Source organism: Pseudoalteromonas obscura (assembly GCF_030135505.1).
GTDB lineage: Bacteria > Pseudomonadota > Gammaproteobacteria > Enterobacterales > Alteromonadaceae > Pseudoalteromonas > Pseudoalteromonas obscura.
Genome location: NZ_JASJUT010000017.1, coordinates 20926 through 36688 on the forward strand (window position 1 = coordinate 20926; position 15763 = coordinate 36688).

The 15763-nt window shown below is 48.2% G+C and carries 5 protein-coding genes; 1 reads left to right on the plus strand and 4 read right to left on the minus strand.

The annotated features are described in order from the left end of the window. Positions 1-22: 22 nt before the first annotated feature. The 4 genes from QNM18_RS25300 to QNM18_RS25315 are packed head-to-tail and all read right to left on the minus strand — an operon-like array spanning position 23 to position 11695. Positions 23-1264 (minus strand): beta-ketoacyl synthase N-terminal-like domain-containing protein, encoded by a 1242-nt coding sequence (locus tag QNM18_RS25300; protein ID WP_247687573.1) that lies wholly within the window; start codon positions 1262-1264, stop codon positions 23-25. Next, positions 1242-1508, minus strand: a complete 267-nt coding sequence (locus QNM18_RS25305) for a phosphopantetheine-binding protein (protein WP_023402314.1) — start codon at positions 1506-1508, stop codon at positions 1242-1244. The genes QNM18_RS25300 and QNM18_RS25305 overlap by 23 nt, the downstream gene beginning before the upstream one ends. Further along, positions 1505-10567 (minus strand): SDR family NAD(P)-dependent oxidoreductase, encoded by a 9063-nt coding sequence (locus QNM18_RS25310; protein ID WP_284138781.1) that lies wholly within the window; start codon positions 10565-10567, stop codon positions 1505-1507. The genes QNM18_RS25305 and QNM18_RS25310 overlap by 4 nt, the downstream gene beginning before the upstream one ends. Positions 10568-10570: 3 nt before the next feature. Then, positions 10571-11695, minus strand: a complete 1125-nt coding sequence (locus tag QNM18_RS25315; RefSeq protein ID WP_211013257.1) for a MupA/Atu3671 family FMN-dependent luciferase-like monooxygenase — start codon at positions 11693-11695, stop codon at positions 10571-10573. A 605-nt stretch (positions 11696-12300) separates the two neighbouring features. Between QNM18_RS25315 and ileS the strand changes: the two genes are divergently transcribed. Beyond that, positions 12301-15447 (plus strand): isoleucine--tRNA ligase, encoded by a 3147-nt coding sequence (ileS, locus tag QNM18_RS25320; RefSeq protein ID WP_284138782.1) that lies wholly within the window; start codon positions 12301-12303, stop codon positions 15445-15447. Positions 15448-15763: the final 316 nt, after the last annotated feature.

The following is a 15763-nucleotide window of genomic DNA, read 5'->3' on the forward strand; positions in this document are numbered from 1 at the left end:
ACTTACTCCTACTCACGTATTGTCAAGGTTTAGTGATACACACCGCGGTGTTTATCCCGCCAAACCCGTAACTCAAACTCAGCGCTTGCTTGATGTTGGTTTCATGCCTAGTCGTCGCCACCCAATTAAAATCTGTTTGTATGGGGTTTTCTAAATTTAAACTGGGGTGTAAAAATCCCTGTTCCATCTGGATCAAGGTCGCGATGATTTCAAGGCACCCAGCGGCACTCAGAGCATGACCAAAAAGGGACTTGGTCGCGTTCAATGGCGCACCACGCAGTCCTGTTTTGGCCAATGCCTGCAACTCGGTCTCATCTCCTAACACCGAGCCACTGCCATGCGGATTGACATAATCAATGTCTGACGCCGTCATCGCTGAACAGTGCAATGCCTGTTGGATCACTGCGACTTCCCCAGCCAAAGAGGGATCTGGATTGCGATTACCATCCATCACCACTGCGCAGCCAGGTATAGCGCCGCGTAGGTGAACCCCTCTTTGCAATGCGTGCTGATGGCGTTCAAGTACTAATACGCCACAGCCCTCACCATAAATAAAGCCATCTCGTTGTTGGTCAAAAGGTCGACAAGCCTGAGTGGGCGCATTGGCAAATCGACTGCTCCCCATGGCACCTAAAGAGGAAAATGCATGACATTCCCAGTAGGATAAATCCATCAAAGCGCCAACCACAACGCATACATCCAGTGCCCCACTTGTCACCGCTTTTGCCGCTTCAATTACCGCCAGTTGTCCACTGGCGGAGGCTCCGCCGAGCGAAAAAGCACTGCCGCGTATGTCAAATAGCTCAGTACAGATCCCACAGATATCTGAATCCATGAAATTTAATGCATAGCTGGGCTGAATAAAATACGGTGCATTTTTACGCTTGTCACGCAAATTATTTAAGTGTCGCTGCTGTACATTGCTGCCACCGACAATCAGGCCTATTTTTTCAGGCTCAACGGTATCTAGTTTAGCATCAGTCCACGCCTGCTGCAGCGCCACCACTGCCGCTTTCGCACTCAGTGAAAAAGTACTCAGGTTATGTGCATCAAACTGTTTTGGCATCACCAGTGGCGCAAGCTCTGCGCCAATAAATGGGTCGTCAAAACAGCGCCCTTCTCGGGCCATATATGAAAACGCCGAAGTGCCTTTTTTCAGTGCCTGAGAGATGGCTGCAATGTCCTGCCCGATCGCAGTCACGGCCCCCATGCCAGTGATCAGCGCAGGCGCATTACGCATATTAGCGGCGATTGAGTCTGTCATGCAAGAGATCTATCAGTTCATCCAAATTGGTCGCCGACATGGTGTCAGTCATCGGTATTCTGAGTGACAATGCCGCCAAAATATCCACGATAATTTCAACCCGCTCCATCGAGTTCACACCCAAAGCGGCTAAGCTATCGCCCTGCTTAAACGTATGATCTTGCAAAGAGGGGACTAGCTGACGAATACAATCTAACACCACTGTTTGTACCTGACTTCTTTCGACATTGACTGCGATATTCATAGTACTTCTTCCATCTGTTTATGTTCTTTATGTTGACCGGCCACACCTAAGTGTGCGTCTTGTGTCGCCTCATCGCTGCGCTGTGCAGCTTGTAAGGCTCGGATTATTTCCTGCGCTTGTTGCATCCCTTTGCTCTCTAACTGGCTTTGGATATACCCGGAAAAACTTTCCAACGTGTTGTGTTCATAGACGATATCGGCGTTCAAACTGAGCTGCATGGTCTGATTGATCACCTTAATCCACTCCATCCCGGTAATTGAATCCAGCCCTAGATCCGCAAATCGAGTCGCCGCTTTGATTTCCTGCTCAGCCATCATCAAAACCGTTGCCAACGACGTGCGCAAAAAGTCTAACGAGGTGTACTCACTCGGCGCTTGCAATGACACCGATGAGTCGAGCTGCGCAGCATCACCTGTCGATGTCTGTGGCTCAGCAAACAGCGAAGTCAGATACTGAGAAAACGCTGCTGGCGTCGGGTGTTCATATACCGCATTAGCCTCAATGTGCGTGCCAAAATGGTTATTAATGGCGCGGATCCATTCAACCCCAACAATCGAGTCTAAGCCCAAATCAACAAAGCGAGACTGCGCGCGAATATCCCCCGCATCGAGCAACAAAGCATTTGCCAAGGTGGCGATAACGGTATTGATCACCGCCTCATCATCTGCCGCTTCTTCTTGCGCGGGTGTAGACAGCGCTGTTTCCGTCATTTCAGGCTGCACTGCCGACGCCTCGCAAGCCCCACTTTGCTGCAAGTGCGCATGCAACTGATTGATGCTAGGGTATTCATGTACGCGCTCGACTGCCAACGCCAAATTATACTGAGCATTGATGGCACGTACCCACTCTACACCAACGATGGAGTCTAAGCCAATATTTGAAAACGGCGTATTGTCGGATATTTCATCTTCGTTCATCATTAACGCCTTGGCCAAACTCGCTCGTAAAAAGTCCTTGCTGAAGGTATCTGTGCCTTCGCAAGCATGGGCCTTAGGCGTTTCATTCACTGTCACCATCTCTACGGACGAATCCAACTGAGGTGCAGGGGTTTGCGCCTTTTCAAGCGGCCGAGCAGGCGCTGTTAACGCGACTTTTTTCACCGCAAACAGCTGCGGATCGACTAATTGTATCTTACCCGATTTGCGCTCCTGTGGTGCTGGTAAAGCAGGTGTATTGCGCGATAGTGCATTCACCATCTGAGCACGTAACGCTTCATCACTGGCTGGTTTCCAGTAGCGTTTTGCCACAAATGGATAGGTCGGCAAGCTGATTTTCACCGGGCTCTGGTGATCATATAAAGCATGCCACTGAATCTCTCTCCCTCGCAACCAGGCACTGACAAGCTCTTTACAACGCACATCTCTTTGCGCTTCATCGGTGCGCTTGATGGTACTTAAAAAGCTTGGGTCTAGTGGCGTAGACTGCGCTTGGTTTTCGTCAGCAACTCCCGTGCATACCAGGCTATTCAACCAACTTTCAGCTTCCGCTGGCACACTGTCAGCGGCTAAGAATCGCTCTAACCCTGTGTGTATCTCTGCCAAGTCGCCAGCCATGCATGCCAATCGGTAGTCAAATGTTTCGCGACCCGTTTGCAAGGTATATGCAATGCGCTGTACATCGTCTTGAGATAGCTGCTCACGCCTTAAATGGTGCAGTAGATTACTGGCCATCTCTTTGAGCTGTTCGTGACTTCTGGCAGATAGTGTGATCACTTGAAGGTGCGATCTATTGTTTCCGTGTTGCTCTACCTGTTTAGGCGCTTCTTGTACAATCAGGTGGGCATTTGAGCCCCCAGCACCAAACGATGACACTCCAGCAATACGCGGGGCATCATCACGACTTGGCCATGGCGCCAGCTGCTGTTGCACAACAAATGGGGACTGCGCAAACTCAATTTTGGGGTTTATCTGTTCACTGTGCAATGAAGGCACGAGTTGCTGGTGTTTCATTTGCAACAGCACCTTGGTCAGACCCGCGATGCCCGCAGCACTTTCACAGTGGCCAATATTGGACTTCACAGAACCAATTGCGCAGAGATGGTCTTTGTTTTTATCGGTTGAGAACGCTTTATTTAAAGCGGCCACTTCAATGGGATCTCCCAGCGAAGTCCCCGTACCATGTGCCTCCAGATAACTGATCTCCTGAGGCCTAACCTTGGCTTGTGCCAATGCCCGAGCGATCACCGTCTGCTGAGCCGTGGGGCTAGGAACAGAGTACCCATAGGTTCTGCCGCCATGATTGACCGCACTGCCTTTGATCACGCCGTAAATATTGTCGCCATCTTGCAGTGCTTCACGCAACGGTTTGAGTAGCACCGCCCCTACACCTTCACTGGGCACAAATCCGTCCGCCTCAGCGCTAAAGGTTTTACAGCGACCAGTTTGCGATGCAAACCCGCCATATCCCAGCATCAAGTATTTTGCAGGGTGAATAGACACATTGACGCCGCCAGCAATGGCCGCTTTGCACTCACCGCTGAGCAAGCTTTGACAAGCTAGGTGAATGCTGGTCAGTGATGACGCACACATGGTATCAATGGCCAAACTCGGACCGTGAAAGTCACAAAAGTAGGATACACGATTGGCAATAGACGACGGGCTCATTGACAATACCATAGGCCGGCCCAACATGGTTTCCTGCGCACCATACAGTTGATATTCCTGATAAGTCACCCCAACATACACACCGACCGCACCGGGTGTCCCATCGAGTGCAGTGTTTTGTGCCAAAGACGCCCTGCTATAGCCTGCGTCTTCTATTGCTTCATAGGCCGTTTGTAAAAACAGCCTTTCCTGTGGTTCGATGATTTCAGCTTCGCGAGGTGAAATATTAAAGAAGCTCGGATCAAACTTATCTACGCCATCGATAAAACCGCCCCACTTTGCATACGTTTTGCCAGGTTTGCCTTTTTCCGCATCATAATAATGACTATGAGCCCAGCGGCTGATTGGCACCTCCGTGATGCAGTCTTGGCCCCCAGCTAACACCTGCCAAAACGCTTGCAGTGTATTTGCTTGAGGGTAACGTCCTGATATACCGATGATAGCAATATCCGTATCTTGTGCATCTCCACTTTGTTCTGGGCGAGCGCTAGCGACGGACTCTCTTTGCGGTTCAATCGATTCAGACGAGCTGGTTGTGCGAGGGGCATCACTCGAACTGGTGGGGGGAATGAGGTGTGCCTCAAGTTGACTGCGGTGTGCAGTCAACATGTATTCAGCCAATTGCGCGATTGTGTGATATTCAAAAAATAGGGTTTTTGGCAGTGTCCCATAGACAGATTCCAATTTATTGGTCAGCTTGGTCACCACCAAAGAGTCAATTCCCAGCTCATCAAAACCTGTATCCTGCCCAAGCTTCTCCTTTGCATACCCCGTCACTTGTGAGATCAGCGCGGTCAACTGTTCACATACTGACGCCAGTAAGACACCCTCATCGGCAGATGATAAGGCACCAGAGTGCCCTTGCACCCGCGTTTTGCCCGTTAAGGAGTCGCTGTACGCCTCGAGCAAGTCATGTAATGTACGATAGGCGTTCGCGGTATTTAAGCTGAAATCATGATCACAATGCTGATTTAACTCATTGACAATGGCATGTAACTCTACGATACCGAAACCTTGCTCATCCAGCCCAACATGCAGGTCAATTGCACTCGGTGCCACACCGACAACCACCGCGGCCGCGGCGGTAAATCGCGACATCAGTTCACGCTGCACTTGGCCATTATTCGGTTGCGTGGCTTTGCTTGGCAGTGCGATAGGCGCTGCCGCACCAATTGAACGAGAGAAGTGCTGTTCAAGTTTTGCCGTATCGCCAGCAATTGCTATGGTGCGAGTACGCGCTTGGCGCATCACTTGATACAACACCGACAATCCCGCATCGCGCTCAATAGGCTGCATACCTGACATGTCGTATAGTGCTGCGAGAATATCATCAGATACTTGCATCCCGCCATCACGCCACAGCCCCCAGCCGATAGCACAACTTTGACCAAAACACAGACCCTGCTCAACGCGCTGTTGTCGCTGCTGCGCATACAGATCCATAAAGGCATTGGCGGCAGCATAATCTCCCTGTCCAACATTACCAACCATGGAAACCGCTGAGGAGAACAGCACAAAGTGCTCCAGCTTTATCTCTTCACACGCTTGTCCCAAGTGCCATGCACCATAGGTTTTTGGCGCGAGGACTCGTCGAATGCTTTGTGCATCTTTATTGCGTAATAGGCCGTCTTGAATAACTCCTGCACAGTGCAACACCGCATTGATCCCACCATGCTCACGCACGGTATTTTGAACCAAGGTTGTCACTGCATCGAGCGCGGTCAGATCCACTGTCTCATAGCGCACCGTCGCGCCCATTTCTTTCAAACGGGCGAGTTGATTATCTCTGTCTACATCCAGAGGCCGCTGACCCGTTAAAATCAAGGTAGGTGCCTGCACTTTTTGCGCAATATCGCACGCACACAAATACCCCAGCTGACCCAGTCCTCCCGTGATCAAATACACCCCTTGATCGCGCCACGGATGAGGCACAGGCACTGTATCAAGCACATCCAGATCGCATGCCATCAATTGCGATGCCTCAGCTTTGAACCAGTGACAATGCCTTTGCTGTTTCGCCTGATCAAGCAAGTTAAATACCTGTTCTTGTGGCAAGTTCGCAGGCAACTCAATGAGTTGCCCTGTAACATTGTCGTTTTCCAAAGAGCACGTTTTCAACAGTGCCGACATCGCGGGTAAAGTTGACTGTAAGCTCGGCTCTAGAGGAACCACAACTTGCAAAATTTTATGTGACCTACCCTTGTCGCGTATAATGGCTTCAAATCGCGCCGTCAATTGAATACAAAATTGCGTAAAACTGGTAGCAGGATGTGCCGTCGAACTGGACAGGTGGACAATCCCCTCTCGTGCCGACAAGGCCGGGTAATCACACAGTACAATATGTTGCTCGATATCTTCGTCCAGCGGCTCATTGTGCATCTCATCCAGTGCCCGCCAACTCGGTGTCATCAGCAGTACCCCCGCAGCACTGTCTGTTGCCGATGCTGCTAACGGGCCATCATCTCGGGCCGTTACGGGCACAAGCATCGGCGCTTTTGGAATGTCAATCTGTGCAAAAGGATAGCCGGGTAAACTAACGCGCTGATATTGTGTGGGCTTGCTAGGAAGCCAATCGATTTCACCCCCTTGGGTCCACAACTCAGCGATATATTGAAACTTTCTCTCTGCGAGCCAATGCCTTACCAGCTGTTGTGCAGAAGACTCCTGAAATAGCGCCTCAACCCCTCGGTTTTTATCTACTTTGCCTTGCCACAGCTGTGCACTCTCAGTACCCTGCTTATAGGCTTTGAGCATCTCAAGCAAGGCGTCTAACGAGTCAACTTCACACGCCATACGGTATGACATGGCTTCTCTGCCCGCCTGCAAGGTATAGGTCATATTGGCCAGCGATATGGATGGTTGCTCAGTCAAAAAGTTGATGTACTTGTCCACATAACGCGCCAATCCCGACTCGCTTTTTGCAGACAAGACAAATAAATAAGATGACTCAAGCGCAGTGCTTTGCGCAGCAGTAGGCGCTTCCTCAACCACAATATGTGCATTGCTGCCGCCAGCGCCAAACGACGACACCCCAGCGCGTCGCTTCGCGTTTCTCGAAGCCGTATCCAGCTGCCAATCTGTCAGCGAGTGCTGCAATTTGAACGCAGAGGCTGCAAAATCAATATGTGGGTTTGGTTGTTCGGCGTTTAAGGTCGGCGCAAGCTTTTTATGATGCATTTGCAATAACACTTTTGTCAGCCCTGCAATGCCCGCAGCCGCTTCAAGGTGGCCAATATTGGTTTTTACCGAGCCTAGCGCGCAAAATTGCTGTGCCGATGTACCCGCTTTGTAGGCCTCATCTAAGCCCTTAAACTCTACCGGATCCCCGAGTAAAGTGCCGGTGCCATGCGCTTCAACATAGTTGATATCCGCAGCGCAGAGCCCGGCTCTCGACAGGGCAGTACGAATAAGGTTTTGCTGCGCTAATGGGCTCGGTACTGTGTAGCCGTTGACCTTACCACCGTGGTTTATTGCCGTACCGCGGATAACCCCATAAATGTGATCACCATCAGCAATGGCTTTGGCCAAGGGTTTTAATAACACCGCGCCCACACCTTCACCGGGCACAAACCCATTTGCCTGCGCGCCGAACGCACTTAACGTACCATCTTTGGACAATACATTAAGCCTAGTGAACTCAGCAAATGTGGAGGGGTGCGTATAGGCATTCACGCCGCCGGCAACAGCCACATCACACTCTCCGGCATAGAGATGCAGGCAAGCTTCATGGATGGCAGACAAAGACGACGAACACGCGGTATCGACAGGCATACTCGGGCCGCCAAAATTAAAGCGGTAAGAGATCCGATTGGCCGCTGAAAAATAAGAGTCCTTATAATTGTCAAATCCAGCTTTAGAGATCCCGACAAAGACGCCGACCGTATCACGCTCCAATGCCTTGGTGGTGTAACCAGCATCTTCAACGACATGCCAAGCGCACTGCATAAAGAGCCGCTCTTTAGGACTCATATACGCAGCTTCAAAAGGCGGTAAATTGAAAAACTCATTGTCGAAATAATTGAGCCCGTCTAAAAACCCGCCCCACTTTGCCGCCGCTTTAAAACTGTCTCCTTCGCCATCAGCTTGTGCGTCAAAGTACGCTGCAATGGGCCAGCGTTCATTGGGGATCTCTCGAATGCTGCTTTTACCAGCAGCCAAGTTTTGCCAAAACTCAAACACATTGTCCGCATCTGGATATTGTCCAGCAAGCCCGATGATGGCAATGGGTTGTCTCGTGAACGACGGCTTACTCGCGGTGAATTTCCGGCGTGCACCCGAACCGCTCGTTGACTGCTGAAAATGCCGTTTACAATGGTCAATCAACTTGGCGGGGGTTGTTGCTTCAAACAACACCGCAGGATCTATCTGGGTGGCTAATTTCTCACTCAATGCTTTTGACACCCTAGATACCAATAAGGAGTCAAACCCCATATCGCTAAATTCCCGCTCAAGGTCAATGTCCCGCTCTGAAACGCGCAAATGTTCAGCAAGTATTGCAATCAATATTTTTGCAATGCGATGCTCATCATCGCCTGTCGGTGCTGGCTCTATAGTGATGTCCATCGCGGTATCGAGTGTCTGTGGCGCTATATCGGGTGCTATCCAATAGCTTTTTAGGTTAAATTGTGTGCCTGGCAGATGCACGCGCTGACGCTCTTCGGGCACCATTTCAGGCCACTCACAATGGCCGGTTTCCAGCCATTGTGCCGCAATCGGTTGAGCCTGCTCGCCAAGCTCTTGACTGTGTCCATGTTCAAAAACATTTGAATTCGCTCGCGCTTGCAACACATCTTCGATCTGTTGCAATAGCTGCTCTCTCGATGATGCCAAAAAGATGCAACGATAGTCATGGCTGTCTCGGCCGTGTCGCAATGTGAATGCCAGATGTGAAAGTGGATATGCACGCTGGTTTAATACCTCGCGTAGCGCAGTGAGTTGGGCGGTGAAACACGCTTTATTCAGTGCTGACACCGGCAGCGCCCAAACTTGCTCACCTTCGGGCTCCCCCTTAACACTTGGCTCAGACTCCCGATCTAGACCTTCAATTAACACGTGGGCATTATTGCCACCTGCCCCATACGCATGGATCCCCGCCAGTCGATTGCGCGACGTCTTTGGCCACGGTATGGTATCTGTTGCCAATTGACAGACACTGTGCTTGGGATCAATATCCGCACTGATCTGGTCAATACCGAGTATCTTGTGTATTTTTTCGCTTTGCAAACTATGAATGACTTTAAACAAAGCGCCCAATGAAGACGCTGAGTGCATATGGCCGATCATCGGTTTTAAAGTACTCACTTTGCACTGAGCTGGGCGCAATGCGACTCCCTGTTGCTGCGCTAGGTTATTAAGTGCAAGGTTAAATGCATCCCACTCGCAAATATCGGCAACCGGATTACCCATGCCCTGAGCTTCTATATAGTCGACCTCTCGCGGATCTATGTTGGCCTTGGCGTAACATGCTTGGATCAGAGATGCATGTGCATTGGTATTGGGCGCAGCAATCGACGCAGAACGATTGCCATTATAATTTACCGCTGAATTTTTGATCACGGCATAGATAGCATCCCCATCTTTGCGCGCACGAGAATAGGGTTTAAGTAAAATACTGGCCACCCCTTCCGCTCGTAAATAGCCATCAGCATCACTGCCAAATGATTTCACTGTCGGTGTTGGACTCATCTGTTGCGATTGCGACAACTTAACGAAGGTATCTGGTCGCAGCAATAGATTCGCCGCCCCGACTATGGCCTGATCAATCTCCCCCGCGCGCAGTGCAACCACAGCTCTGTGTATCGCCACCGCAGCACCAGAGCACATTGTGTTAACCACTTCACTGGGACCTGAAAAATCAAAATAGTACGAAATATTATTGGCAATCATACTGTCCGATTGATGTAGACTCTCTCCAGTATCATAACCCGACTCAATCAAGTTCAATAAATATTCATTGCGTTCAAAACCAACAAAGACCCCTGTATTTGAGCCTTTCAGTGCTTGCGGACGATAACCTGCATTTTCCAACGTGTTATACACCGACATCAATAACAAACGTTGCTGGGGATCCATACGCTCTGCATCATCGGGTAATAACTTAAAAAAATGAGGATCAAAACTTTGGATATCGGGAATAAATCCCCCCCAACGACACCGCATTTTATCTGGCTGAGCTTCCTCGGTTTGCACTTCATCAGCATATAAATGCCAGTCAAAACGCGATTGAGGGATTTCCTCAATCAGAGACTCATCTTTATCTAAATGCCGCCAAAACTCAGCCACTGATTGGCAACCGGGTAAATACCCTTCTAACCCCACAATGGCGATGGGTTCTAATTCTGAGGAGTCGGTATGACTTTCTTCGGCACTGTCTTTGTTGGCGGATTGAGCGGTGTGTTTTGTCGCGTATTCACGCATCAAATCCTTGATCGCCAGTCGCTGTTTTTCTATATCCAAAACTTATTTCACTCCTGTATATGCTGCTACGAGCTGCTCCAAATGGGGTAAAGAGTCCTTTACTGATGCGTAATCCACGCCAAAGTCCATTAAACACGCAATTTCATTCACGCCGATGTCCTGTGCCTGTTTGACGATCCGCTTACCATCTTCAACTGTGCCGAACAACGCACCGGTCTTAAAATATCGCTGAAAAGCATATTCCAAAATACTGTCTTTATCTTGCTCACCAAATTCAGCAGCGCCCTTTTTCTGCAGCGAGTCACTGGCTAGGTGGGCTTCCATTGAACTGCGAATATATGCTTTGAATGGACTTTCCACTGCGCGCTTCACTTGCGAGATAGAGTCTCCAATCAAGGTATGAAGCATCAGTGTGACCACCCCCGACTCAGGGTCAAAACCGGCCCGTTTTCTCGCCGCCCTATAAATGTTGATCTTTCGCTCCATGGAGGCAAGATCGACGCCGTAAAGCATGGTAAATACGTTGTGACCACTCGCACCAGCCTGCTCAAATCCCTTGTCATTTTGAGCGACTAACATCCACACGTTCAACGACTTTTGAATAGGTCTTGGGTAGACTTTGGTCGCATAAGAGGTGTTATCAGGTCCCTCAAACTCAACACTTTCCCCAGCCCACAGTCGTTTAACGATTGAGATCTGCTCCGTCATTTTCTCTCGACGGTCATCATAGTTATGTGGGGCATAAATAAAGTCAGGTTTATTCCACCCAGAGCCAAATCCCAGATCGACACGCCCATTGGACAGAATATCATTCATAGCCCACCATTCCACCACCTCTGCGGGGTGGTGCAGCGGTAAGCTCACGCCCGCAGTGCGAAAGCGAATATGCTTTGTTTGCGGGATAAGATAAGCCGCCATGACCGCTGAGTTTGGGAAAATCGCGCCAAATTCATGAAAGTGACGTTCAGGCAAGTAAACCGCGGTGAACTTAGCTTGATCTGCAAACTGAGTCAACGCGGTGATAAAGTCGTATTTCTCTGAGCTGGTAATGTCTTTGCGGATGTCTGAAAAAAACATCATGCTGAACGCCATTTCTCCAGCCGGTTTGGGATCTGACTTCACAGGTAAAAAGTCAGTATCTAAACCTAACAGTGCTTGTATTGTCATCAATAATTTTATCCTTAAATTATTCCAGCCCAAAACGACTGCGCTTCAGCACCCAGTATATCGTTACACATAATTTTTTAGTGTTGCGCATGCGGCAAACACTCTGGCACTGACAAAGTGATGTTGTAGAAATCGTATTTGAATCGTTTTTGATTATGCAAAATTTTCCCACACAATCCAACCATTGTTCGTTGGCAAAATCACCTTAGGGATTTTTACACGCACTTTTTGTTTCGCTCATCTCATTTTGTCTCATGCGTGAGACAAACCTTTAATTGCAATTAAAGAAACAATAACAGTATCACCAATGGTTCGTACCACTCACCCTGCCACAACCGCATCAGATAGTTTAAACACACAATAAATACAATAGGTTAAACAGTTAAATTGATAACATATTTAGACTGAGATATACAAGGGTTTTACTGTGTGTAAATACCCAACCGTGCTCGGTGCCAGTGAAAACATACACCGAACCTACAATTCTCTTGGAAAATAATCCCATAAGTGCCGTAAGCCTTTTACGTTGTTGAATTTATGGTATGATGAAATATCAGCTTATCGCTACAGCATAATGAACTCTAATTAAAGGTTACTTTGGCAGAATGAACGGCAATACTCTCGATACAGATCAGAATACATTTTCCTTTGTTGATGCGGAACGAAAAGTCCTTGATTTTTGGGAAAAACAGGATATTTTTCAGAAATCTCTTCGTCAAACAGCCAACAATCCACCCTATGCATTTTACGATGGTCCTCCATTTGCAACTGGTAAACCACACCATGGGCATCTGCTGGCATCCACCATTAAAGATATTATCCCTCGCTACTTTACGATGAAAGGTTATTACGTCCAACGCCGTTTTGGCTGGGATTGTCATGGCCTACCTATTGAGCATGAAACCGATAAAACCTTGGGTATGTCAGCCAAAGAGGCCGTTGAGACCTTAGGGATCAAAGCATACAATGATGAATGTCGAGGTATCGTTCAACGCTATACTAAAGAGTGGCGCTCTACCGTTACACGCATTGGCCGCTGGGTCGATTTTGATAATGATTACAGAACCATGGAACCTTGGTACATGGAGTCTGTATGGTGGGTGTTCAAACAACTTTGGGAAAAAGACCTTATCACCCAAGGCGTCAAAGTTGTGCCGTTTTCTACCACTTTAGGCACCGTTTTATCTAACTTCGAAGCGGGCTCTAACTACAAAGATGTGCAAGATCCTGCACTTGAAGTGTTGTTCAAATTAGAAGACGAAGACTGCTATATCGCAGCGTGGACCACCACACCTTGGACTTTACCTTCCAACTTGGGACTGTGCGTCAAAGCCGATGCCGACTACATAAAAGTGTTAGATGAAGATAAAGATATACACTTTATTATTGCCAAAGCGCGCCTTGAAGCCATAGGTAAAGGGAAAAACTTAACTGTAGTGCAAGAATATACAGGCGCGGAATTGGTCGGAAAACGCTATGAGCCGCTCTTTGATTATTTCAAAGAACTAAAGAATGAAGGCGCATTTGTTGTCCTTGCTGACGATTATGTCACCATGGACAGTGGTACGGGTATCGTACATATCGCACCAGCATTTGGTGAAGACGATAACCGCGTCATGAAAGAGGCAAATATTCAAGCCGTTGTGTGCCCTTTGAATATGGTTGGCGAGTTTACCGAAGAAGTGACGGACTTTAGCGGAATGCACGTCAAAGAAGCGGATAAGAAAATCATTCGCCACTTAAAAGAAACAGGCCACCTGTACAGCCACACCACCATAGTGCACAGCTACCCGTTCTGCCCGCGTTCTGACACGCCGATCATCTACCGCTCTATTCCATCATGGTATGTCAAAGTAGAGCAGATGCGCGACAAGCTCGTGGCATTGAATCAACAGATCAACTGGGTACCTGAATATATTAAAGAAGGCCGGATGGGGAACTGGTTGGCTGGCGCCATTGACTGGGCAGTCTCGCGAAACAGATACTGGGGAACACCGATTCCGCTGTGGCGCAACGACGTTACTGGCAACTATTTATGTATTGGTTCAATTGAGGAATTGGAGCGCTATTCAGGGATCCGTGTCGATGACTTACACCGTGACTACGTCGATGATATTGCTTTCAGTGTGGCAGGTGAAGAAGGCACTTATCAGCGGATTGAGGAAGTACTCGATTGTTGGTTTGAGTCAGGCGCGATGCCGTATGCTCAGCTCCACTACCCGTTCGAAAATCAGTCTCTTTTCGAGTCCAGCTTTCCAGCTGAATTCATTGCCGAGGGACTAGACCAAACACGCGGTTGGTTTTATACCCTATTGGTATTAAGTCAGGCTTTACACGATAAGCCCGCATTTAAGAACGTCATTGTTAATGGCATCGTGATGGCAGAAGATGGCAAGAAAATGTCGAAGCGCTTGCGCAACTACACTCAGCCAGATGACATCATGGAAGAGTTTGGTGCCGATGCTCTACGCTTATATTTAATCAACTCAGGTTTGGTAAAAGGCGAACCACAACACTTTTCAAACGAAGGTGTGAAACTGACCGTTCGTCGTGCCTTGCTGCCTTGGTGGAATGCTTTTAAGTTCCTGAAGACCTATATAGAAATCGACGGGTGGAAACCTTCAAATACCGCGCACACAATCACCAATCCGTTGGATCATTGGATACTGTCCAAGCTGCAAACATTGAAGTTAAAGGTCACCACGGAGATCGAAAACTATCAGTTATATAACGTGATCCCGGTGTTGTTTGAGTTTATTGAGCAATTGACCAACTGGTATATCCGCCTCAATCGCTCGCGCTTTTGGGCTGAAACACTGACTGAAGACAAGGCATGTGCATATCAGACGCTGTACACCTGTATCTATGAATTGAGCTTGGCCATGGCACCGTTTGCGCCGTTCTTGTCAGAGCATATCTATCAAGAGATGCTAGCCTTACAAGATCATGGGGAGCAACCTGAGTCAGTGCACTTGTGTGCATATCCAACCGTGGATGAAGCACTCATTCAGCCAGAGCTTGAAGATGCACTTGCGCTATTACAAAACGTCGTGTTGCTAGGTCGTCAAAAGCGTAATAAAGAGCGGATCAAGACCAAAATCCCTCTAATGAGCCTAACAGTGATCCATCGCGATACAGGTCTCCTTCAAGAGATCAAGAAGTTAGAGTCTTACTTACAAACAGAGCTGAATGTAAAATCAGTCGTCTATCGTGAAGACGAAGACTCCTTTATCAATTTCTACGCCAAGCCAAATTCACCTTTGCTGGGCAAAAAGTTGGGTAAATCATTTAAGCAATATAAAACGCTTATTGAGGCACTCACTGGTGAGCAGTTACGTCAATTAGAGAAAGACGGCAGCATTGAACTTGAGGGCATGCGCTTCGACAAAGAAGAAATCCTCACTTTCCGTGAACCAAAAGAAGGCTCAGAAGTCATTTCTGATAGCTATATTTCCATTGAACTGGACTGTAAACTCAACGAGGAGTTATTGGCTGAGGGTCTGGCCCGTGAAATCGTTAATCGTGTTCAAAAAACACGTAAGCAGCTTGATTTTAAGATCGAAGACCGTATTCATGTCGAATATGCATGTGATCAAGCACTCGACGCCGCTATCGCTGCACATACAGACACCATCTCATCGGAGACATTGGCATTGAGCTTTGAAAAGCGCGATATCGCATCTGATGACACGGTTGCGCGTTATGATGTAGAGGGCCATACGCTATTGCTTAAGTTGAGTAAGGCGACATAACCTAACACTATCCAGTTGTGCACAGTCACTTTTTAGGTGCCTGTGCACACTGTTAACTAGGCCAATAAATAGACAAATTTCTGCAAACATCGCCCACCCCTCCCCTTTCACTCTGTGACTCAATACATGCTTTACATGTTATTTATCAATGTTTACAATGTTTTTCATCATTCAATTACACGGCTGAAGATACGCCGTTGGTGTGCTGATTGTCATACATCAGAAAATAACCACACCCTGAGTGCCTAGACAAATAATAATTTAAGATCCCTTTAAACTGGGCGGTATTTCTGCGCTTATAATTCCATAAGCATCG